Genomic DNA, 22,781 nt, shown 5'->3' on the forward strand with positions numbered 1-22,781 from the left:
ATTCTCCAACTTATTTGTTTTTGCGCCAAATAATATATCATAATTCATCAAACGCATCAAGAGACCTTCATTTCAACGAAATTGACTTTATAAGACAACGCTCATTAGCAACAACAGGCTGTAGATTCAAGCGGCGTGCGGATTTAGAGCCTTGCGGGGTAACATCCGTATCGATGATTTCGTCTAAAGGTAAAATTTTTTGAACAAATCCATTTTGCAAACTACCGTTATCAAGATTCATCTTCAGCAGCTTTTTAGAGTCAAAATAAGCGATCGAATTTTGGCAAGTTCCCGGCCAATAGTCTACAACAAGATTTTTGTAATCATCCATCGAAACCATCTTTCCAAAATCAAAATGCAACCCCTGTCGAGCCCTGTCAAACGTTATCTCAAGCCCTAAACCGAGTTCATCATGATATGGGTTTGCATGGACCGATGCATCCCAAAGCGTATATTCATACGGACCCGGATAAATTTCCGACGATGCAATCTTTGGCGGAACCGCAGCATCCCCCTGCGTATTCAACACAAGATGAGGATTCGACAACGTAACGTTCCCACCATCAGAATTAAGCACAAGACGAAACCAGTGCAAACCATTAAGAGCCCCATCATTTGCGGGCATCTGCCAACGCAATGTATGAGTTTTGCCATCAAGCGTCACCGGCAATTCATCTAACTGCAAATGACCAGAGCAACCCTTAACTCGGCAAACGAGAAGTTCCGCTTTCATCCAGTTTCCCTTAGGATTATCGACCTGAATATCCACCTCAAAAGAAGTATTCGCCTGAATATCGGTTCCATAATTCCAAGTCGCCACTTTTTTCCATCCCGCCGGAAGATTAAACTTCACAGACTCATTCTTCTCCGTTGCTAAAGCGTTGTAGTCATAACGCGCATACGCAAAAGGAATCTGCTGGACAAAGCCGGCATAACGAATAACATCAGGCATCTTACTAGCATCCATGCAATTCGCATTCGGCGAGAAATATCCCACCAATTTCGGATTTCTAAACCGCCCTGCATCAGCATCGTAATCGTACTTTGCCACCTCGCATAAAATTCGCCACAAATCAACCTGCATCCCCTCCATCACGGTCTCGTTTATACGTCCGTTTTCAACAGGCATTTCGACATGGCGACCGCTAATGGCTTCAGCATAACGCGGGTGCGTCGGATCCACGGCATAAGCCGCATTTGCCGTACTTCTGCTCCCCGGATTTTCAAATGGGAAATCCTTATACGACTGTTTAAAACCGCATTCTGAGCGAATTGCCAAATCACCATTGCACTTCATATCCATAGCGCTTACCGTCGGGATAAACGTGCTGCGGTCCTGAATCAATTCGTCATAGCCCCAGGAAGTATTCAAGTTAATACTGAAAAAGAGAACCTCCTGTTTCATATCCTCTGGCATCGCATCCAAAAATCCCTGCCGCAAGGAATTGTAAATAGTCCCCGCAAACGGATACGTAGAGCCCTGAATAAAATCATATTTAGAAGTCGAGCGGTAATCAACTTTTATAGGATCATCCGTCGTTTCCTTTTTACGGTTATAAGAAATCGTTTCATTGTTATCGGAATAATGCATATGGCTTATCGCAGAACCAAGCGATGCCGGACCCTTTTTCACATGACGTTCGAGTCGGTAATAGTCATTTTTATGTTCAGGATTTTTTCCTTTCAACTGTCCTTGCGCAATAAGCACAACAGGGAACTTCTTGTATTCTGCAGCAAGGCGATAATCATCAAAAAGGAACCTGTCCCTTGTATTCACTTCTGAAGTGCATAAACCATCCGTGCACTTATTTTCATAAACAAGCAGATCTGCCGCTCCTTTCGAAAGCAAGATATTCTTGAACATTTCAGCAGACGCAGAGCCACCCTTATCGCCCCAGAATGCCACTGTATTGAATAATCCCATCGGCATTACCGCCCCCTGATGCGGAGAATCCAGCGACGAGAACAAGCGAATCGGAGCATCGGATTCATTTCGATGCGTGTCATAAAGGTAAGAGGCGTAACGTCCAATAACGCCACCCTGACTTATGCCCATGATGACAAAACCATCTTCTTTTGCTCCCGGGAACGGGATATGCACATTATCATTCAAGAAGGCAAACAACTGGCTCAGCGCCTTAGAATTTTGTTGAAGCGAAACACGCACCGTTTCATCAAACTGCACTAGCACAGGAGTGTACCCTAAAGATTTAAGAATATTCGGAATACCGACCTGAGTCACATCGCATTCCAAATCCGTCAAGGTTCTCTTTTCTTCAGGATCCAAATTGATGCCATCAATAATCATGAATGGACGTTCCAAGTAAATGCCTGATGGAGAACTTGCATCTTGAGGGGCATCCATAATGCGGATACGGACCGACTGGTTATTACCGGTACACGAACTACCTACACGATCTAAGCCTTTCAAGGTCACCAAATTATTGCCATTTTCAACGCAAAGACGGTCTTTTTCATCCACAAAGAACGCATAATCCTTAGACGCCGCCATCGCATTAGTCGCTAAAAGCGAAGCAAGAGCAAACCAAAAACAACGCATCATTATTTCACCTCCACAAATAGATTTTGTTCAACATTATGCATACCGCTTTTCAGCTTGACCACGATTTTCTGCAACCCCGACGACGGGAACTCCAGTTCAAGCCGTTCTTTGGGAGAAATCGATTTGCACGTTCCCGAAATGCAAACAGAAACAGAGGGCAATTCACGCTGTTTCGTCACAACAAAGTACGGATCAAGCACAAAGCTTATTTTAGAGCTGCGCACAAAAGAGGTCGGAAGCCCCGCCATCAGCAAATGCGCATTCACATTCTGAGTTGAACCGCACGTTTCATCGGCACACGCCTTATACACGTAATCTAAATCAGCTACAAGCAACGGAATCACTGTATAATCCGAATTTGCAGCAATCGCCTCCGCTTCAAAATAAAGCTGTTTCGGATTGGCAACTGCATTTTCTCGTAATCGATTACGAACGACCGAATACATATTATCGTACCATGTCAACCGCGACTTTTTCGCAGGCATTTCCGATGCACTAATACTATTCACAATTTTCAAGTGTTCCAGTTCATTTACCAGAAAATCTGCATTCACTGTCGAAATGAGAGAATTCCGTTCTTGAGGCGTATATGCAGCACTGAATTCAGGCTCCAATGCAGGCAGCAATCGTGCCTCGCGTTTTTCGGACCAAGCTTCCACATTGGAAAATTCATATTCCCAATGTTTAGCACCATCTACACCAACCGTTGCAGAAGTCCCTCCCAAATTAGAGTCTCTCTTGACGCAACTGAATCCGATATCGTCAATAAAGAGCGTCGTGTACTGGTTTTGCGGAACTTGGAAAAGTCCTACACCCAAATTTACAACATCGATTGCCCCCGTCACGCCCAAACTTGAGAGCGGAATTTCTAGCGCATGCGTTTTATTCGCCGTCAAGTTCACATAATGGACTCGACTCTCAGAAAGCGCTCCCTTCAGCCAAACTCCAAACTTTGCGTTTTGCGTAGCGCGCACCTTCAAACGGAGCACGCCACCATCCACACGCAACGGAAGCGCTTGGAACGAAAGCAATCCCGTCCAGTCACCTTGCTCATTTTTCGAGCCCGACAACCGGATGTACGGAGCATTCATTCCATCGAAATTTCCCCAGTTCGCTTTCCATTCCGGCGACTCCGGGAAAGTCCTCCCCGATTCAATCATTTGACCATTGTCGCTACCATCCGAATACAGTGCGACGCCCTTACATTCCTCGGCAAAGCCATCAAGAGCCAACAACGCTCCCGCTAAGGCAACGCCTTTAAACATCCTACGCATCATAGGATTTTTCCTTTCTATTGATTTTGAGAATAAACAGGCTTACTCAGCCGTAACGGATATATTAATCGATGTAAGGAAAGGATATAAGTAAGAATATAATAAACCGCCTCGACAACATCGAAGCGGTAAATAAACTACAATATTTTTTTTACTGTGTAAAGGGGTTCAATAAATTTTTATGATTTTTCTTTTTTTAGCTGAATCACCAAATCACTTATATAAACTCCATCGACTATATTCACGGAATACGTATAAGCATCCAGATAAATCAAGTCCAATCGCTTTTCAAATGTAGAAAGTCCAAGCCCGCTTCCCTTGCGGCTCGACTTTCTCGGGAAATTAGAATTTTCAGAATGGAAGTGGAGAACATCCCCCGCCTGCGTAATGGTGATATGCGCAAAGCTCTTGCCGTTCGGATTCACGCAATGTTTCATCGCATTTTCCATCAAGGGCATTACCAACAACGGTTCTATCATCATTTTCGGATTTTCAAGATTCACGTTAAAGACAAAGTCAAAGCTTTCATCGAGACGGAGTTTTTCCAAGTCCGCATACTTTTGCAAAATATCCACATCTTCTTGCAACGTGATATACTTGTCCTTGACCTGGTAAAGCATCATTCTCAAAAGTTGCGAAAGTTTGTTCATCGAACTTTCAGCCCGCTTCGGATCAATCTGGATTAAAGCAGAAATGTTATTCAAAGTATTAAAGAGAAAATGCGGACTCAGCTGGTTTTTCAAAAAATCCAGCTCGTACTGCAATTCCGAGCGTTTCTGTTCGCGCAAAATAAACGCACGCACAATCTGTCGGAACATCACGTGGTACAGCACGCAAAGAATGCAAACAAACACAACAAGGATAGTAAACGATATAACGGGCCAAACGCCAAAGTGTCCTTTAACAAACGAGAAACAATAGGAACTAAAGAAGTCACCAACCCCTTCGTTCGGAGAACGTTCCATCACAAAGAACGCCACTTCTCTAAAGAACAACGTTGCCACCACTAAAACGGAATTACAGACAAAATACGTCGCATAGCGTTTTTTAAACACAAGCTGCGGCACCAAAAACTTTTGGTTCAAGATAAAAACGAAAACCGTACTCAACATGGGCAAATAAAAGCCCACAAGCCCTTTAATGTTTACGCTCATATTCAACGCATTTGTCGGGTCCAGAATAAGCCCCAGCGGGAACAAAAGCATGAACAGCCAAACTAAAAATGCAGGCAAAAAGAGCGGAATAGGGAACTGAACCAAGTCGCGTTCGTCTTTCAAGAGCTCACGAAGCCTGTTTTCATTGCGTTCAAAGCCGATTTCTTGCAAAACGGCGAATTTGTTACGAGTTCTTTGGAAAAGACCTTCACACTTTTCAGTGTTATTTGTAGAAACATTGTCATTCATACTAAAAAATTTAGTCAAAAACCAGCCTATTTTGCCCGTCATGACAATTTCGTGACAAAAATCACGAACTTTTTTAACAAAAACTCAATTTAACTTTTGCACGCACCATTCTAAGTAATGACACAAGGAATTCAATCTGGAGGTAAATTTGATAATGTAAAAATGAGGAGGTCACCATGAAAACCCTTAACAATCGAGATCAGAAAGACATTTACATGCAATACTTAAACGACATTTCTCGTTACCCGTTGCTCACAAGAGAACAGGAAACAGTATTGCTCAAGAAGTCCGCCGAAGGCAACAAAGCCGCCTTGGACATGCTGGTCAACTCCAATCTTCGCTTCGTCGTGAACATCGCTAACCTTTATAAAGGTCGTGGTCTCGACATCATGGAACTGATCAACGAAGGGAACATGGGACTCATCGAAGCGGCTCGCCGTTTTGACCGCTCCCTGAAAATCAAGTTTATCAGCTATGCAGTGTGGTGGATTCGTCAGAACATCACCCGCGCTCTCTCCGAAAAAGGCCGCATGATCCGCATTAGCGCCGAAAAGGAACTGATGCTTCGCCGTTTCAACCGTCACGCTAAGGATGTTCAGCAGGTCATTGGCGGAACTTACACCGTCAACGCCCAGTCTCTCGAAGGTCTTTCCAAGTACAAGGCAAACGACATTGAAAAGATCCTGATGATGGGCAACACGACTTCTTCGCTCGACACTCCGGTCAATGAAGATGGCGATGCAACGCTTGGCGATACCATTTCGGATACTCAGAACCGCACCGACGAACTTGCCGATAACAACAACCGCGCTGAAGTTTTCGACAAGGTATTGGACAAGAACCTCTCCAGTCAGGAAAAGGAAATCATCAAGCTCTATTACGGTTTCAAGATGGATTCCGACCTGAACCTCAAGGAAATTGCTCCGATGGTGGGTCTCTCCAAGGAACGCGTGCGCCAGCTCAAGGAAAACGCCTTGAACAAGCTCCGCGAAGCGAACGTCGAACGCCTCCTCTGCGAAGCTGCATAACACCTTTATTGCTCCTAACAAGTTTCATACTCTCTCCTTTCATAAAAAAACCGGCTATTCATAGCCGGTTTTTCCTTATAAGGTGGCGATTTTTTATAGGAAATTGTATTTTTAGAGCATGATGTTTAAACCTTTTAGTTTCCGCTCTGTATTTATGGCAACGCTGTCCGCGCTTTGCATCGCGAACGCAGCAACCGACAAGAAAACTCCTCCCGGAGATTTTTACGACGAAGTTTCACGATTGAACAAGGTCCTTTCCGAAGTCAACCGCAAGTACGTTGAAAACGTCAACCCTACGGAACTCACGGACGCCGCCATCAATGGTATCAGAAACATTCTCGACCCGCACACAACGGTTTTCGCCCCCAAGGATTACGAAAGCCTCCGCGTCTCGATGGAAGGTAAGTTCGGTGGCGTGGGTATTACCATCAGCCTCCGCGACAACATCCTCACCGTTATTTCGCCGCTCTCCGGCACACCGGCATTCAAGCTCGGCATTCGCGCTGGTGACCGCATCCGCAAAATCGACGGCAAAGAAACGAAAGGCATGTCGCTCGATGACGCAGTCAACAAGCTCCGCGGCAAGATTGGCACAGACGTGACGGTCGCTATCGAACGTGAAGGCGTTCCCGACCTCATGGACTACACCATCACCAGAGCTGAAATCATTGTTCACGCCGTTCCGTATTACGGCATGGTCACTCCGGAAATCGGCTATATCAAGCTCGCCACCTTCAGCGACAAGACGACAAGTGATGTCGAAAACGCCCTCCGCAGCCTCCAGAAGCAAGGCATGAAGAAGCTCATCCTCGACATGCGCTACAACCCGGGTGGACTTCTGAACCAGGCTATCGAAATCAGCGAACTTTTCCTCAAGCCGGGTAACGTCATCGTCAGCACCCGTGGCCGCACACAGAAGACCGAAAGTGCAGCCCGCAGAACTCCGCTCGTGAAGCCGGAAGTTCCGATGGTCGTCCTCGTGAACCAGGGTTCCGCCAGTGCCGCTGAAATTGTTTCCGGTGCACTGCAAGACTGGGACCGCGCTTTGATCGTCGGTAAGACCTCGTTCGGTAAGGGTTCCGTGCAAACGATTTTCCCGCTGGACAATGCAGGCAACGCCCTCAAGCTCACAACTGCATTCTACTACCTCCCCTTCGGTCGTTGCATCAACAAGCCTGAAAACGGCATCAAGGGTCTCGCCCTGCAAGACGAAGAATATGAAGATGAAGAAAAAGACGCCGCCAAGACTGATTCCGTGAAGGCCGACACAGCCAAGCGCGACACGTTCTACACGAACAACGGCCGCATGATGTTCGGTGGTGGCGGCATCAAGCCGGACGTCGATGTGGAACTCGATCCGATGCCGTGGGTTGTCCAAGTCCAGGAACGCATGGCCATGTACTTCAAGTTCGCCGTCAAGATTCGTCCGAGTCTCGAAAAAGCTGGCGTCAAGGTGAACTCCGAATGGGCAGTGCCTGATTCTCTCTTCACGCAGTTCAAGGCGTTCTGCAAGAAAGACACGAACTTCATGAAGGTCAAGAGCAACGCCCTCGTCGGTGTGGACCAGCTTGAAAAGAGCATCATCCGCGAACAGAACTACATGGGCGATAGCGCAAAGACAATCTCTGATTCTACGCTCGTGAAGCGCATCAGCGAAATGCGCAAGGCTCTTGAAGACAACCGAGATGCCCAGTTCGAAGCCAACAAGGATTACATCAAGGACGGCATCAAGCGTGAACTTCTCACTGCATTCGTGAACGACTCCGTCAGCACCGCATTCTCGCTCAAGCGCGACAAGCAGCTGAACGAAGCCATCAAGTACCTGAGCGACACGCAGCTTTACAAGAAAGCCATCAGCGCTCCGCCGAAACAGAAGAAGAACGCTGCAAAGCCTAAGAAGTAACGGTTCAATTTGATTTCTTTAATGAACAAAATGGCAGAAGGTCTCGGACGAGCCGTAAGACGCTTCCTGAACAAGGTTGTGGGTTACGTGCTGTTTATCTGGGAGTTGTTCAAAAACATTCCCGGAGCCTTCACCAATCTTCACACGACTGTCGAACAGATGCACCACGTGGGTATCACGAGTATTCCCGTGGTGTTCGCCGCATCGCTTGCTACAGGCGCCATCATGTCTTGGCAGCTCGCCTACCAGTTTGGCGACATGATTCCCATGATGTTTGTCGGCATGGCTGTCGGCAAATCCGTGATGGTGGAACTCTGCCCAATTCTTACGGCGATGGTGCTTGCAGGCCGTATCGGCGCTTCGATGTGTTCGGAGCTTGGCACCATGGCAGTCACGGAGCAGCTTGATGCATATAAAGTATTAGGACTCAATCCTTACAAATACTTGCTTGCACCAAGACTGATTGCAACCGTCATCATGCTTCCGGTTTTGACCATTTTGAGCATCTTTATCGGCATTGTCGGCGGTTACGAAGTCGCCCACCTCTACAAGGAAGTTTCTTGGTCGGTGTTCTTTTATGGCGTACGCATGTTCTACCAGAACTGGGACTTGGTCGTGGGTCTTATCAAAGCAACACTTTACGGATTCTTCATTTCGAGTTACGCTTGCTTCTTCGGATTCTTTACCCATAGCGGTGCAGAAGGCGTGGGCAAGAGCACCAAGGCAACCGTGGTTGCCGGCATGACAAGCATCCTTATTGGCGGGTTTACCCTCTCCAAATTGCTGCTTGTTTAATGCGATAAATTTGTACAAATGTTCGAAACAAAACGCACGAGCAACAAGAGCTATACGGGGAACAAAGTTCAGGACATTCAAGTCCTTTTAGAGCGTGTTCTCCAGAAGAACCATATCACCGAAGATATCAACTTCAAGACCATTTCGGAGCGGTTTTCGGAGGTGGTTGGTCCCCTCCTAATTGACCATGTAAAGCCTGAGAAAATCGACAAAAATATATTGGTACTCAAGGTCGCTAATTCGGCGTTAAAGTTCGAAATGAACCTCCAAAAAAAAGCTATTATTGGTAAGTGTAATACCCTCTTAGGGAAGCCTTTTATTCAAGGAATACGATTCGTCTAAGAGGGGTTTAATAGAGGAATTATGGCAGAAGAAACAGAAGAAGTAAAGAAGGCGGAAGCAGATTATAGCGGTTCAAGCATTACCGTTCTCGAAGGTCTAGAAGCAGTTCGTGTCCGCCCTGCAATGTACATTGGTTCCACCGATATTCGCGGGCTTCACCACCTCGTTTGGGAAGTGGTCGACAACTCCGTGGACGAAGCTTTGGCTGGCTTCTGCAACCATATCGAAATTTCGATTTTGCCGGGTAACGGCATCCGCGTCACTGACAACGGCCGTGGCATTCCGACCGACATCCACCCGAAGGAAAAGGTTGGTACCATCCAGGTCGTGATGACCAAGCTCCACGCCGGTGGCAAGTTCAACAATAGCTCTTATAAAGTTTCCGCCGGTTTGCATGGTGTGGGCGTGAGCTGCGTGAACGCACTTTCCAACAAGCTTATCGTGACCGTGCGCCGCAATGGCCGCGTTGTCCGTCAGGAATTTGCACGCGGTATTCCTTGCGGTCCGCAGGTCGACATTGGAGAATCCGACGGAACAACCGGTACGTCTGTTGAATTCTATCCGGACGATACTATCTTCTCGGAAACCGTTTACGTGTACGACACGCTCGCCACGCGTTTCCGCGAACTCGCATTCCTCATGAGCGGACTTCGCTTGACGCTTACCGACGAACGCGATCCGGAACACAAGCAGACCGACACGTTCTGCTTCCCCGGTGGCGTTTCTGAATTTGTGCGCTATGTGGACGAACACCGCACACCGCTTTTTGCAGAACCGATCCACTTGGTTCTCCCCGATGGCCAGTACCCCTTGGAAGTTGCCATGTGGTACAATGACGGTTATCAGGAAAACTTCTTCAGCTTCGTCAACAACGTCAATACTTACGATGGCGGTACGCACGTGACGGGCTTCAAGACGGCCCTCACCCGTGTTATCAGCAAGTTCGCACAGGACATGCCGAAGGGCAAGAAAGAAGCGCAGATTACCTCGGACGATATCCGTGAAGGTCTTACCGCAGTCATCGCTATCAAGGTCTCACAGCCGCAGTTCGAAGGCCAGACCAAGCGCAAGCTCGGCAACTCCGAAATCGCAGGCTATGTAGCTTCTGCATTCGGTGCCAAGCTCGAAGAATACTTCCAAGAAAATCCAGCTGCAGTCAAGATTATCTTGGATAAAGTTTATAATGCCGCTGTGGCTCGTGAAGCAGCCCACCGCGCACGTACACTCGCCCGCCGCAAGAACGTTCTTGAAAGTGGCGGCCTTCCGGGCAAACTCGCCGACTGCTCCAGCCGCGACCCGAAGGAATGCGAAATGTTCATCGTGGAAGGTGACTCTGCAGGTGGTTCAGCAAAGATGGGTCGTAGCCGTGAATTCCAGGCCATTCTCCCTATCCGCGGTAAGATTTTGAACGTCGAAAAGGCAAGCCTCCACCGCGTACTCGACACCGAAGAAATCCAGAACCTGGTGAACGCCATCGGTACCGGCATCGGCACGGAATTCAAAATTGAAAAGCTCCGCTACGACAAAATCATCATCATGACCGATGCTGATGTGGACGGCTCTCATATCCAGACGCTTCTCCTCACGTTCTTCTTCCGCTACATGCGCCCGCTCATTGACGCTGGGCACATCTTCCTTGCCATGCCGCCTCTGTACAAGTTAAAGATTGGCCAGAAAGAACGCTACCTGTTCGACGAAAACGAAAAGGACAAGGTCATGGCCGAAATCGAAGACAAGAAGAATGTCGCGATTACCCGATTCAAAGGTCTGGGCGAAATGTCGCCGGAACAGCTGAACGACACGACCATGAACCCGAAGACACGATTCCTCAAGCAGTGCCATGTGGAAGACAGCGTCCTTGCCGACCAGATTTTCAGCATGCTCATGGGCGAAGACGTGGAACCGCGCCGCAAGTTCATTGAAACGAACGCATATAAAGTCTTGAACGATTTGGATATTTAAATGAGTCCGACGAAAGCCGACTTCAAAGCTGTTTTATCACAGGCTCGCGACTTGGTAAAAGTCGAGCTTGACAAGACGGAACAAGTCATTATGCAGGTGGCAAAGAACGCCCCCGCAGGGATTAGTGACCGCCTTGTAACGCTCTTTAGCCGCAAAGGCAAGCGCATCCGTTCAACACTCCTTTGCCTGCTCGCAAACTGCGGCACGCAAAAGCCGGACATCGATCGTGTTGCACACGCCTGTGCAGCCGTAGAACTTTTGCACCTTGCAAGCCTCGTGCACGATGACATCATCGATGGTACGGACGTCCGCCGTGGGCAAAAGACAGCCCACCGCGAATGGGGTACGCAAGTAGCCGTGTTGATTGGCGACTATGTGCTTTCGCAGTCCATGCGCTGCGTCATTGACGAAGAAGCTCGCAACATTCCAGTCATCATCTCTGATGCCGCTGACAAGCTCATCATCGGTGAAATCATGGAACTCGACCATTGCGGCGACATGGGACTTTCTCGCAAGGCTTACAACGAAATCATCGATGGAAAGACAGCAGCGCTCATTGACGCCGCAGCACGCATCGGTGGCATTTTGGCCGGTTTCGATCAGCCGATGGTTGATGAATGCGCTAAGATGGGAACGCACTTTGGAATTGCCTTCCAGATTATCGACGACCTGCTGGACTATGGCTATGGTTCCGTGAACATGGACAAGGCAAAGTTCACCGACCTTTCAAACGGTCTTATCACGCTTCCGCTCCTCTATTACTTCGAGGACTGCACAGCTGAAGAACGTCGTGAAATGGAAGGCTTTATCGCAAAGGCATCTGCAGAAGGCATTCCCGAAAAGATTCAAGACCGCCTGTTTGCAAAGAAGAGCTTTGCGAAGGCAAAAGCCGAAGCCCAGGAACACTTGGAACAAGCGCTTGCCATTGCCGACAAATTCCCGAAGAGCAACTTCACCGAAGAAATTACCGCCATGTTCGCCAGCATGTCGGAACGCGGGAACTAAGGCGACTACGCCGCAGTAAAAAGCAGACAACAGCCACTTTTTACAACACTTTCTAAAAGACAACGTGCCAAACGTTGTCTTTTATATTATTTTCTTTACAAGTGTTATGGGGCACAAGAAGGAGATCTTATGAAAAACAAGCTTTGGGGGCTTGCCGTTTTGCCGTTATTATCGGCGTTATTCTCAGCATCATTCTTTACAGGCTGTGCACAAAATAATCCAACAGTATCTATAAACCCGAGCTGGACTGAAAAACCAACAAAAATTACCGTCGTCTTCACAGAACCTTTTGTCGACAATGTAGACGATCTCGAAGACGATTTAGAAGAATACACCGAAAAATTTGCAGACTGGTACAAAGCAGAGCTTCAAAAGAATTACGACAGCCTCACCCACAATTCCATCAATTTGGATTTCAAGCAAGTCAACATTGCAGGCATGAGCATTGAGCACGATTCTGTAGGAGCAAAAGAATTCAACATTCCAAAGCCCTCAACAATCAACATGAATGAAGGCTACTACATCGCCATTTCAAATGCAGGATTCAGCCGCAAAGAAGAATCTTACGCCTACCAAGCCTATAATAATTCAAACTATCTATTCGAAAGTGCAAACGATTCAAGCTACGTTAAAAACTCAGGGAACGTCATTGTCGATAGAGGTCTCTGTTTCTTTGCCGATTACGCCATCTATAACCAGTCCGGTGAACGAGTCGCCTTCGGGCACGAAGCATTCCACAACAAGTTCCCATATGCCATGCACCGTAAGCATTGGGAAAAATGCGTCGCTGAATTTGTGAAAAAGAGCCTCGAAGAGACCCCAATCCTGAATTAAACGATAAAACGCGACCACAACGGTCGCGTTTTCAATCCTAAAGCCAAAATCCAGTTTACTTCTTGCGCATCCAAACGGCAAGGAAGACGAACACTGATAAGAAGCAGATGGCGATGATAATCCAAAACGCAACCGGAGAACCAACGGTCGCATCGCCGTTCATGCCAAAGGGGAGCTTCACGTTCATGCCAAACAAGCTTGCGAAGAACGTCGGGAGCGAAATAGAAATCGTCACGATAGTGAGGTTCTTCATCAACTGGTTCACGTTGTTGTTGATCACGCTTGCACGAGCATCCATCATAGATGTCAAAATGTTGGCGTAAATATTAGCCTGTTGCAAGCTCTGCCCGTTTTCAATTTGGATATCTTCCAAAAGTTCACGTTCAGCTTCGGTCCAGTTGAGGCTACGACCAAGCTGCAACTTGCGCAATAGCGTATCGTTACTGTTCAAGGCGCTCACGTAGTAAATCAAGCCCTTGTTCAAGCTGAACATCGAGAGCAAATACTTGTTTTCCATCGACGTATTGAGACGGAGTTCCAAGTCGTCATTGATGCGGTTGATGATCTTCAAGTGTTCATTGAAGTGTGCAATCGCAAAGCTCAGCACGCGGAGCACAAACGTATTCAGGCTGTCGATTTTCGAGAACTTGCGCTCATCCATCACTGGGATATCGCTGTCCGTAAGGAGCAAGACCCAGTCCTTGAAAATGAAAATTCCAAAAGATTCCACGCGGAACTGGAAATTATCCTCGGCAGAATAATTCTTGGGCTTCTTAAACACGATGGTCGTAAAATCATCGTCATATTCGATACGGGAAAGTTCGTCCGAGTCAAATGCGGAGGCAATCGTATGTTCCGTTATCTCATATTCCTTAACAAGGATGCTGCGCTGTTCCTGGCTTAAAGAACCCATCATAACGATGTCAGCAGCTTCTTCGTTCGGAGCTACTGAGAGACGACCGGATTCGATTTTGTAATACTTGAGCATACCGCCCCCTTTATCGAACATGGGCAATATAGTAAAAAAGACCCTGTGCGAAAACCCGAGAAGAAAGAAAAGCTATTAAAAACAGCAGATAATAGCAATAGAAAAGCCCCGGCACTAAGCCGGGGCTCTCTAGTCTTAAATCTGTAGCCGCGTAGCGGCGTACTCTCGTCTAATTACACACCCTTCTTGAACTTCTTGCTCCACCAGAGAACGATCGGAGAGCAGACGCACACAGAAGAGTAAGTACCGATGAGGATACCGAAGCACTGAACGAGACCGAAGTCGCGGATGGAAGAGCCACCCTTAACAGCGAGAACCACGCAAACGAAGAGCGTCGTGAGAGAGGTAATCACCGTACGGCTGAAGCACTGGTTCAAAGAGCTATTGATGGTCTGTTCGTACTTAGCAGAACCGAAGATAGCGGTATTTTCACGGATACGGTCGAAGTTCACGATGGTGTCGTTGACAGAGTAACCAATCATCGTGAGGAGCGAAGCGATCAAGGCGCCATCGAAAGAAAGGCTGAAGGCAGAGATGAAGCCGAGCGTAATGATGGTATCGTGAATAAGGCCGAGCACAGCAGCAACACCGAAGCCAAGGCCGAGCTTGCCGAATCGGAACCACACATAGAGAGCGATGCCAAGCCATGCGAGAATCACAGACAAAATAGCATTGAAGCGGAGTTCCTTACCGATGGTCGGACCCACAGCGTCCTTAGCCACGATCTGGCACTTCTGATTTGCAGCTTCGAAAGCCTTAGCCATGGCGAGTTCGAAGCTCGTGTCATCACCGCGAACGCTGATTTGGTAAGAGTTAGCAGATGTACCGCCGAGAGAGCGGACGCGAGCACCCTGAATGCCAGCCTTGCTCAAAGCCTTGTTCAAGTCGGTTTCGTGCTTGGCGTCATCCTGATACTGAATCGTATAGACCTGACCACCCGTGAAGTCGATGCTGAAATCAAAGCCCTTCACAGCGATGCAAGCGATACTTGCGATAATGAGAATCCAGGAGAGAACCCTGAACTTGCCGCGGTTCTTCATAATCTGGAGGTTAGCATTGTTCAAAGTCTTGAAGCCAGAACCGATAGAGAGCGTCGTTCTGTCGCGCTTAGCAAGTCTCCAGTCGAACACGGCACGGGAAATCGTGATAGCGCAGAAGAGAGAAGTGAGGATACCGATCGTAAGAGTAAGACCGAAACCCTTGACAGAACCCGTACCAATCTTGTACAAAATAAGACCCGTCAAAACAGTCGTCAAGTTGGAGTCCAAGATGGCGCTGAATGCACGTTCGTAACCCTTGGCGACAGCGGCGCGAGCCGTGAGGCCGTTCTTGAGTTCTTCACGGATACGTTCGAAAATAATCACGTTCGCGTCGAGAGACATACCGACGACGAGGATGAAACCAGCAATACCCGGGAGAGTAAGCGTAGCGTTGAACACAGACATCACAGCGGCAGTCACGAGAGCGTTGACCATCACGCCGATACTTGCGATGAAGCCACCGAGACGGTAGTAAGCAACCATGAACACCAAGCAGAGCAAGAGGCCGATAGCACCGGAACCGAAGCCCTGCACAATGTTTTCTTCACCGAGAGTTGCACCGACGCTACGGCTTTCGATGATCTGCATCGGAGCCTTGAGGGCGCCAGCCTTGAGCACGACAGCGAGACGGTTAGCTTCAGCCATGTCGTCAAGACCCGTAATCTGAGCTTCACCGTTCGGGATACGGTCACGGATGACCGGAGCGCTGATGACCTGGTTATCGAGAACGATGGCCATCTGCTTACCGACGTTAGCTGCAGTAACAGCAGAGAACTTCTTAGGACCGATGCCGCCGAACTTGAGGTTCACAGCAACTTCACCGGCGCTCATACCATCGCTGACGCGGTACGGACGAGCATCCGTGATATCGTCACCGCCCATTTCTGCACGGCGCTTGAGGAGGTAAAGACGCTTAGCCTTGATGTTTGCATCGCGGCGGAGTTTTTCGAGACCGCTACCGAAAGCAAATGCGACATCGCGCGGGATGAGCTTCTGGACACCTTCAGTGGCGAGGAGCTTCTTCACCTTTTCGATGCTTTCTTCAGCAATGAAACCGCCATTGCCGAAAGAGAGGAAGAAAGAGGAAAGGGACTGTCCGACCACGTCTGCCGGAGCGGCTTCTGCAACAGCGGAATCCTTCTTTTCAGCAGCTTCAGTCTTTGCAACGCCACCAGCAAGGAGTTCATCGTCCGACAATGCTTCCTTCTTCACAGAGTCCGTCTTAGCAGAGTCTGTTGCAGCGGAATCAGCAATGATGTCAGTCGTCTGACGAGTCAGGTACTGGTCGATGAGGCTAACAACCTGCGTAAACTTTTCAGATTCAGCGAGAATCTTGAATTCGAGCTTTGCCGTAGAACCCACGAGAGCCTTTGCCGTGGAGTCATCCACACCAGCCAGTTCAACGACAATGCGGTCGTCGCCGGTCGGGGAAATCTGCGGTTCAGAAAGACCGTACTGGTCAACACGGTTACGAATAATTTCAAGAGACTGAGCCTGGATATCCTTGATATCTTCACCATCCTTCAGGCTAGACTGGTCAATCTGGAGCGTGATGCTAGTACCACCAGCAAGGTCCAAACCGAAGTTGATGGACTTCGAGCCCAGTTTCGGATTTTCCTTGAGGAAGGTCTGCTTTGCTTCACCCTTCTTGGAGTGAACCTGAATAGAAGGCCATACAGTGTAGGCCGAAAGAATGATGACTGCGAGAATGATGAATTCTCGGAAGCCGAATTTATTTTTTTTCATTTGTAATCCCTTAAAAGGCATTATACATACTAGTTGCGGGACAAAGATAGAAAAGTAGGAAGTAGGAAGTAAGAAGTAAGAAGTAATTTTAGGCTCAAAAAGGGGGATGTTCCCCTGATTGCAGCCCCTACGGGTCTTCCATCACCCCTTCAAACGGGCTTCAGACGCCAGCCCGTAACGCCTGGCTTATTTTATCTCAAACAAAGGATCGGTTTTTGCGGTCGAAACAACAAGAGTCATCTTCTTCTTGCCGAGGGTACGGATAATTTCTAGGCGACCTGCACGATAGGCAATCTCAAGCGAGCCCTCGCGAAGCACACGCTCCTTATTACGGAGTGCAATCAACCCTTTTAAATAATCATAGACAGGCGTCTTCTGCATTTCCGCAAATTTATCCCACGGGAACGATCTACGGTTATCGGGGTCCTTGCCCCCCAACATGCCGATTTCGTCGCCATAATATATACAAGGAGCGCCCGGTAAAAAGAACAACAGCGCAAGCGCAAGTTTCACGCGCTGCAAATTTGAGCACGGGAGCGAAGATAACCGAATCGTATCGTGACTCCCGAGCAAATTCATCGGCACGCCGAAACGGCCTTCCGGGAACGCTTCACGCAAACGCTTTGCAAACTCGGCAAGTGCAATTGGCTTTTCGTCAAAGAGATACGCAAGCACCGCCTTACGCAAGGGATAATTCATCACGCCATCAAACTGGTCGCCCTGCAACCAGCGCGAAGGCTCATCCCAAATCTCACCGACAATGTACGCTTCCGGGTTAATCGCCTTGATGCGGCGACGGAATTCCTGCCAAAAACTATCGTCATCAATCTCGTTCGGAACATCGAGGCGCCAGCCGTCAATACCGCGCTTCATCCAATATTCGCCCACCGAGAAAAGGTAATCGCGAACGTCAGGATTATCAGTATTGAACTTCGGGAGTGCGGGGTAACCCCACCAGCAATCGTAATTGGGCTTGCCCGAATACGCGTGGAGCGGCCAGCCGTGCACATGGAACCAATCTACATACGGAGAGTTTTTGCCCAGCTCCATCAAGCTGTTGAACTGGAAAAATCCGCGTGAGCAATGGTTGAACACGCCATCCAAAATCACTCGAAGCCCAAGCTTGTGCGCTTTCTTGACAAGCTTATCAAAATCCTTGAGAGTCCCCAAAACTGGGTCAATTTCAAAATAGTCAACCGTATGGTAACGGTGATTCGAATTGCTCTTGAAAATCGGGCAAAGGTAAATGGCATTCACGCCAAGCGACGCAATGTATTCAAGCTTTTCGCAAATGCCCGCGAGGTTTCCGCCGAACATGTTTTCACGGGTCGGGAGCGTATCCCAATCCACAAACTTCCCGACCGCCTTGTACTTTGCACTACGGCAAAAGCGGTCCGGAAAAATTTGATAGAAAACGGCGTCCTTGCCCCAGGCGGGAGCGCTAAATCTTCCAGAGGGCACGGGACTTACGTTCTTCGACAAGTTTGTTAATCTCCGAAATCAAGCCCGCATTGGCAAGCAAGTCCTCGACACTGCACGGAGTGCGATAAGTCCAGTTCTTGCCACCGACCGTTCCCGGAATGTTGACGCGTTCTTCCTTCGGGTCGCAATCAGAAAGCGAAGCCGAAAGTGCAAAGTAGTCCTGGATCGGCGGGATGCAGAACAAACTATTTGCAGTAAACACATGCGACAAAATGTCGTGCACCACCGGCGGCGTAAGCTTTTCAGGAGCAACACCCGGCAAGCCCGCATGAGACCAGTAGAAGCCCTTGTCAAAATCAGGTTCTTCCCAGAGACCGCGCAAGGTCGAAGTGTCGTGGCAGCTCGTTGTGCAAACGGAGAGACGCGGGTATTCATCCATGCTGTAGTACGGAGAATACGGAACATTCCAGTTGCGAGCCCAGCGTTCAATACGCAACGACATGATATCGAGCTTCTTGAGCACGGTCGGCACGCATGGCGGCACAGCGCCAAGATCTTCGGCACAAACGAGCATATCCGTTTCGTTGGCGAGTACAGACAAAAGCTTCATGGCATTCTGTTCCCAGAGTGCGTTCTGAGCCTGTTCATTTTGGCCAATCAAGTCATGCAATTTATCTTGTTCGTTCTGCGGGAGCGTAAAGAGCACCGGCTGGTTGTACCAGTACCAGTACGGGTAGAACGTATTTTCGTCACCCGTCGGGATAAACACGCGGTTCCAGTAAACGCGGAGCATGGAATCCTTGACTTCTTGCGGTTCGTCAAGCGAAAGAATTGCGCGTTCCGACAAGTATTCCGGTTTGATGACAAAGCGGTCGAACTTTCCCGGCAAATTTTCAAAATACAGAGAGATAAGCCTGTCCGTTTCCTTGCCGAGGAACTCGCGCAGCTGGTCCACAGAGAAGTTCGGACGGCGCAAATATTCAAGCGTTTCACGGTAGAAACCCGCATTGCGGAGCACGTCCCATGTAAGCGGGATGGACGGCTGGAAGCGGCCCAAGATACCCGTCGATTCAGATTCAGGAATGGCCCAAATGCGGAAGAATCCGAGCACGTGGTCAATGCGGTAAGCGTGATAGAACTTGCTAGCCTGAGCCAAACGGCGGCGCCACCAACCAAAGTCATCGGCTTCAAGCACGTCCCAACGGTAAGTCGGGAAGCCCCAGTTCTGGCCACCGTAGCTGAACATGTCAGGAGGTGCACCCGCGCGGTCGGCAAGCGAAAAATACTTGCGGTCAAACCACACGTCGGCACTGTCTTCGTTGATGAGGATAGGCACGTCGCCCTTCAAACGGAGCCCAAGTTTGGAGACTTCGTTCACGGCGGCGGTAAACTGACCTTCGGCGGTGTACTGCATCCAGGCCTGGAACAGCACGTCCCTGTAGTTCTTCATCCAAAGCTTGTCGACATCGGCAGCGGAGGGGTTCTGGAACTTTTTCCAGTCTTTCCAGCTAGCTTCGTTATTCTGCGCCTTGAGCGTGCAATAAACGCAATAGGACTTGACCCAGGAATTCTTGTCAATCCATGCCAGGAGCTTCTTTGAAGACTTCAGGACGTCATACTGGTTATCAAAAATCTTGCGAAGGATGGCACGCTTCCATGTGGTAATGCGGTAGTAGTCCACACGTTCAATTTCAGCGAACTGTTCACGCGCCTTTTCGATTTCATGTTCGAGGACGGTAGCGCCTTCAACGGACTGCACATTGATGAACACCGGGTTCAAGGCAAATGCGCTGCGAGCACTGTAAGGACTCGACTCGGAGCCAGTATCATTTACAGGCAAAAGCTGAATGATATTGAATCCGCAGAACTTTGCCCACTGGGCGAACGGAATCAAATCCAAGAATTCGCCAATGCCAATGCTGTGCTTGCTGTGAAGACTGAAAAGGGGAACGGCTACGCCGGTTTGAAAGGAAGTTAAATCACCATATCGCATGCTTCAAATATAACTCTAATTTTGTAAAAGATTCTTTTAAATTGCTAGCAAATAAAAAAAGGCTCGGAAACCCGAGACCAATTCTTATTCTTAATCGTTCTTTATAGAATTAAGCGCGCTTTGCGTACTTCTTAAAGCTCTTGATCAAGAGGGCGGCGAGAATGCAGTACATTATTTTGACTCCTTGTTTTTGACGGCGCCAATATTAACAAAGTTTTACTAACACGTCAAGGTATTTTAGTATATATTTCGGCAACTTTTTTGGACATTTCGTCCATACCAAAATGTCGCCCCGCACTTGTCACCCCGGCCTCCGTGCCGGGGTCGCCATACACATCTTCATAAAAAAGCAAAGCCACGGAAAACCGTGGCATCGCGTTCGTTAGTTGGAGAGAGAAAAATCTTTTTTCGATTAAGCGCGCTTAGCGTATTTCTTAAAGCTCTTAATCAAGAGGGCGGCGAGAATGCAGTACATTGTTTTGACTCCTTGTTTTTGACGGCGCCAATGATAACAATTTTTTACTAACGTTTCAAGGGTAAAAAGTATATATTTCGCGAAAATTTTTCGAAACGAATCGGAGGGGGCAAAAGCACATTTTCACCCATTATATTGCAATCTCCGGGGTGGAAATTTGGTAAATTATGGGCTATGAAACGATTTTTGCTTTTATGTCTCGGTTTAACAGCATTTGTAAACGCAAAGCCATCTCTTCAAGTCGATAGCGACCGCATCGAAGCGGGTCAGACATTCAATTTGCAGTTCATTGTTCCGACACAGGAACTGCCGCAGAACAGAGGCGCGCTCCGCCTCGAAACACGCAATAACTTTAAGCTCCTCGGGCTCGACAGTGCCGATCAGGTGATGCGCCCGGACATGGACGATATTTTCAACTCGTTTTTCGGCGGTGGCGGAAGAGCCTACAAAGCCCGCGTCTATTCTTTTAAGATTAAAGCCCCGAAAAAGACAGGTACACAAGACCTCGGAACGCTCACATGGATGATTAATGGCGAAGCCAACACCATCAGCAGCAAAATCCCGGTCAGCGTGCAGCGTTCCTATAACGACGACGCTCTCGCCGTAAGCCTTACCCCGAGCAAAAAGTCCATTTACGAAGGTGAACAGTTCAGCGTCACCCTCAGCCTCCACACTTTTGAGCACTTCCAGGGCGGCCTCCAGGCTACCGACATGAGCACCGGCAACGATTTCATCGTCCACCGCAACGACCTCTCGAATCTGGATTTCAAGCCGGTCGAAGGCGCCCGTCGCGAAATGAAGGCATCCGCCAAATACGCTTGGCTCAGCCCGACCAAGAACGGCACGCTCCAAATTCCGTCTTTCAAGTTCAAGTACACCAAGCTCGGTGAACCCAAAGTTGTCGAAGAAAAGAAGCAAATGGGAGGCATGTCGTTCTCGAGCCGCAGCGTAAAGCAGGAATCCATCGAAACGGAAACCTCCACCGCTCCGCTTTCCATTACCGTTCTCCCGCTCCCGACCGAAGGCAAGCCCGCCGATTTCTCGGGAATGGTCGGCAACTACAGCTTTAGCGCCGATTTCGACCGCACAAATCTCAAAGTTGGCGAGGCGTTGACGCTTGCGATTAGCATCAAGGGCGACGGCACTCCGGGCACCATCACGGACCCGAAACTCCCCGACTTTAGCGAATTCCGCTCCGTACCGCCCGAAAACAGCATCAATAAGAAAGTCAAGGGAGCCAAGGTCATCACCTCGAAGGATATCAAGGTTTTCCTCTACCCGAAGAAAAAGGGAACTTTCGAAATCCCGGCCATTACCTATTCCTGGTTCAACCCGGCTAAAAAGAAGTACGAAACCGCTTCGGCAGGCCCGTGGACCATCGAAGTTGAAAAGAGCGACGCCCCCACAGAACCCGTTTACCAAGCTCCGGTTTCCGCAGGCACTGGCACCTCGGCTCCTGTCGTTCAAAAGCAAGAAATTGAATTCCTCGGCAGCGACATCCGCTTTATCCACCCGATTACGGACAAGTCCGAAACGGCAGCCCCGCACAGGAGCGTGCTCTTCTGGATTCTATTTGCCGCAGCGATTCCATTCTACCTGATAGCAAACTTCGCCATCACGAGAAACCGCAAGCGCAACAGCAACACAGCACTCGTCCGCAAGGGCAAGGCCAACAAGCTTCTCAAGGAAAAGTTCGCGAACGCACGCGCCGCCCTCAAGAACGGCGACGGCAAGGCGTTCTTTGCAGCTCTAGAAAATGGCCTCATCGATTACCTCAGCAATTTGACAAACGTTGAATTCAAGGGTATGACCCGCCCACAAATGAAGCAGGAACTTTCAAAGCGCGGCGTCAAGGAAGAAACGATTGAAGCCATCAACAGTTGGCTTGAAAAATGCTCGTTTGTACGTTTTGCTCCGGTCACAGCTTCGACCGAAGAACAGTCCCAAATGCTCGCAGATGTCGAAAAGCTCTGCGAAAGCCTCGAAAAACTCAAGTAGCGTCGGTAAA

Annotated in this window: 15 protein-coding genes; 8 read left to right on the forward strand and 7 right to left on the reverse strand. The window is 48.7% G+C overall.

Annotation, left to right across the window (positions count from 1 at the left end):
* Nucleotides 1–67: 67 nt before the first annotated feature.
* The 3 genes from B9Y77_RS07935 to B9Y77_RS07945 all read right to left on the reverse strand — a co-directional run bounded on the left by B9Y77_RS07935 (nucleotide 68) and on the right by B9Y77_RS07945 (nucleotide 5,240).
* On the reverse strand, nucleotides 68–2,563 hold the full coding sequence (locus B9Y77_RS07935) for a hypothetical protein (RefSeq protein ID WP_085491133.1): 2,496 nt from the start codon (nucleotides 2,561–2,563) through the stop codon (nucleotides 68–70).
* The gene (locus B9Y77_RS07940; protein ID WP_139829281.1) at nucleotides 2,563–3,840 is read right to left on the reverse strand and encodes a hypothetical protein; all 1,278 of its coding nucleotides are present in this window, start codon (nucleotides 3,838–3,840) and stop codon (nucleotides 2,563–2,565) included. The genes B9Y77_RS07935 and B9Y77_RS07940 overlap by 1 nt, the downstream gene beginning before the upstream one ends.
* Nucleotides 3,841–4,016: 176 nt before the next feature.
* Nucleotides 4,017–5,240, reverse strand: coding sequence for a sensor histidine kinase (locus B9Y77_RS07945; RefSeq protein WP_254899966.1), 1,224 nt, complete (start codon nucleotides 5,238–5,240; stop codon nucleotides 4,017–4,019).
* A 176-nt stretch (nucleotides 5,241–5,416) separates the two neighbouring features.
* Here B9Y77_RS07945 and B9Y77_RS07950 point away from each other — a divergent pair, with 176 nt between their 5' ends.
* The 7 genes from B9Y77_RS07950 (at nucleotide 5,417) to B9Y77_RS07980 (ending at nucleotide 13,109) form a co-directional block, all read left to right on the forward strand.
* On the forward strand, nucleotides 5,417–6,268 hold the full coding sequence (locus B9Y77_RS07950) for a sigma-70 family RNA polymerase sigma factor (protein WP_085491136.1): 852 nt from the start codon (nucleotides 5,417–5,419) through the stop codon (nucleotides 6,266–6,268).
* Nucleotides 6,269–6,386: 118 nt separating this feature from the next.
* On the forward strand, nucleotides 6,387–8,171 hold the full coding sequence (locus B9Y77_RS07955) for a S41 family peptidase (RefSeq protein ID WP_085491137.1): 1,785 nt from the start codon (nucleotides 6,387–6,389) through the stop codon (nucleotides 8,169–8,171).
* Between the two features lie 21 nt (nucleotides 8,172–8,192).
* Nucleotides 8,193–8,966 carry an MlaE family ABC transporter permease gene (locus B9Y77_RS07960; protein ID WP_235002871.1) on the forward strand — a complete coding sequence of 258 codons (774 nt, stop codon included), beginning with the start codon at nucleotides 8,193–8,195 and terminating at the stop codon, nucleotides 8,964–8,966.
* 18 nt (nucleotides 8,967–8,984) lie between these two features.
* Nucleotides 8,985–9,308 carry a DciA family protein gene (locus B9Y77_RS07965; protein WP_085491138.1) on the forward strand — a complete coding sequence of 108 codons (324 nt, stop codon included), beginning with the start codon at nucleotides 8,985–8,987 and terminating at the stop codon, nucleotides 9,306–9,308.
* Nucleotides 9,309–9,329: 21 nt separating this feature from the next.
* The gene (gyrB, locus tag B9Y77_RS07970) at nucleotides 9,330–11,270 is read left to right on the forward strand and encodes a DNA topoisomerase (ATP-hydrolyzing) subunit B (RefSeq protein ID WP_073423581.1); all 1,941 of its coding nucleotides are present in this window, start codon (nucleotides 9,330–9,332) and stop codon (nucleotides 11,268–11,270) included.
* On the forward strand, nucleotides 11,271–12,275 hold the full coding sequence (locus B9Y77_RS07975) for a polyprenyl synthetase family protein (protein WP_085491139.1): 1,005 nt from the start codon (nucleotides 11,271–11,273) through the stop codon (nucleotides 12,273–12,275).
* Between the two features lie 129 nt (nucleotides 12,276–12,404).
* Nucleotides 12,405–13,109 (forward strand): hypothetical protein, encoded by a 705-nt coding sequence (locus B9Y77_RS07980; protein WP_085491140.1) that lies wholly within the window; start codon nucleotides 12,405–12,407, stop codon nucleotides 13,107–13,109.
* Between the two features lie 55 nt (nucleotides 13,110–13,164).
* On the opposite strand, the gene B9Y77_RS07985 is transcribed toward B9Y77_RS07980, so the two are convergent.
* From B9Y77_RS07985 to B9Y77_RS08000, 4 genes are all read right to left on the reverse strand, one after another.
* Complete coding sequence (locus tag B9Y77_RS07985) at nucleotides 13,165–14,097, reverse strand: magnesium transporter CorA family protein (RefSeq protein WP_014545607.1); 933 nt, start codon at nucleotides 14,095–14,097, stop codon at nucleotides 13,165–13,167.
* Between the two features lie 173 nt (nucleotides 14,098–14,270).
* Nucleotides 14,271–16,883, reverse strand: a complete 2,613-nt coding sequence (gene secD / locus B9Y77_RS07990) for a protein translocase subunit SecD (RefSeq protein WP_085491141.1) — start codon at nucleotides 16,881–16,883, stop codon at nucleotides 14,271–14,273.
* Nucleotides 16,884–17,069: 186 nt separating this feature from the next.
* Nucleotides 17,070–18,344: a glycoside hydrolase family 13 protein gene (locus B9Y77_RS07995; protein ID WP_085491142.1), complete on the reverse strand. Its 1,275-nt coding sequence runs from the start codon at nucleotides 18,342–18,344 to the stop codon at nucleotides 17,070–17,072.
* Nucleotides 18,325–20,298, reverse strand: a complete 1,974-nt coding sequence (locus B9Y77_RS08000; protein ID WP_085491143.1) for a 4-alpha-glucanotransferase — start codon at nucleotides 20,296–20,298, stop codon at nucleotides 18,325–18,327. Before B9Y77_RS08000 ends, B9Y77_RS07995 begins: the two co-directional genes overlap by 20 nt.
* 649 nt (nucleotides 20,299–20,947) lie before the next feature.
* Here B9Y77_RS08000 and B9Y77_RS08005 point away from each other — a divergent pair.
* On the forward strand, nucleotides 20,948–22,771 hold the full coding sequence (locus tag B9Y77_RS08005; RefSeq protein WP_085491144.1) for a BatD family protein: 1,824 nt from the start codon (nucleotides 20,948–20,950) through the stop codon (nucleotides 22,769–22,771).
* Nucleotides 22,772–22,781: the final 10 nt, after the last annotated feature.

This window comes from Fibrobacter sp. UWB13, from assembly GCF_900177805.1.
Classification (GTDB): Bacteria; Fibrobacterota; Fibrobacteria; order Fibrobacterales; family Fibrobacteraceae; genus Fibrobacter.

Bases quoted from the DNA above. Each gene is read 5' to 3' on its own strand.
- B9Y77_RS07975 (WP_085491139.1), top strand. From the start codon at position 11,271: ATGAGTCCGACGAAAGCCGACTTCAAAGCTGTTTTATCACAGGCTCGC.
- gyrB (WP_073423581.1), top strand. From the start codon at position 9,330: ATGGCAGAAGAAACAGAAGAAGTAAAGAAGGCGGAAGCAGATTATAGC.
- B9Y77_RS07980 (WP_085491140.1), top strand. From the start codon at position 12,405: ATGAAAAACAAGCTTTGGGGGCTTGCCGTTTTGCCGTTATTATCGGCG.
- B9Y77_RS07940 (WP_139829281.1), bottom strand. From the start codon at position 3,840: ATGATGCGTAGGATGTTTAAAGGCGTTGCCTTAGCGGGAGCGTTGTTG.
- B9Y77_RS08000 (WP_085491143.1), bottom strand. From the start codon at position 20,298: ATGCGATATGGTGATTTAACTTCCTTTCAAACCGGCGTAGCCGTTCCC.
- B9Y77_RS07955 (WP_085491137.1), top strand. From the start codon at position 6,387: ATGATGTTTAAACCTTTTAGTTTCCGCTCTGTATTTATGGCAACGCTG.
- B9Y77_RS07950 (WP_085491136.1), top strand. From the start codon at position 5,417: ATGAAAACCCTTAACAATCGAGATCAGAAAGACATTTACATGCAATAC.
- secD (WP_085491141.1), bottom strand. From the start codon at position 16,883: ATGAAAAAAAATAAATTCGGCTTCCGAGAATTCATCATTCTCGCAGTC.
- B9Y77_RS08005 (WP_085491144.1), top strand. From the start codon at position 20,948: ATGAAACGATTTTTGCTTTTATGTCTCGGTTTAACAGCATTTGTAAAC.
- B9Y77_RS07935 (WP_085491133.1), bottom strand. From the start codon at position 2,563: ATGATGCGTTGTTTTTGGTTTGCTCTTGCTTCGCTTTTAGCGACTAAT.
- B9Y77_RS07945 (WP_254899966.1), bottom strand. From the start codon at position 5,240: ATGAATGACAATGTTTCTACAAATAACACTGAAAAGTGTGAAGGTCTT.
- B9Y77_RS07960 (WP_235002871.1), top strand. From the start codon at position 8,193: ATGAACAAAATGGCAGAAGGTCTCGGACGAGCCGTAAGACGCTTCCTG.
- B9Y77_RS07965 (WP_085491138.1), top strand. From the start codon at position 8,985: ATGTTCGAAACAAAACGCACGAGCAACAAGAGCTATACGGGGAACAAA.
- B9Y77_RS07985 (WP_014545607.1), bottom strand. From the start codon at position 14,097: ATGCTCAAGTATTACAAAATCGAATCCGGTCGTCTCTCAGTAGCTCCG.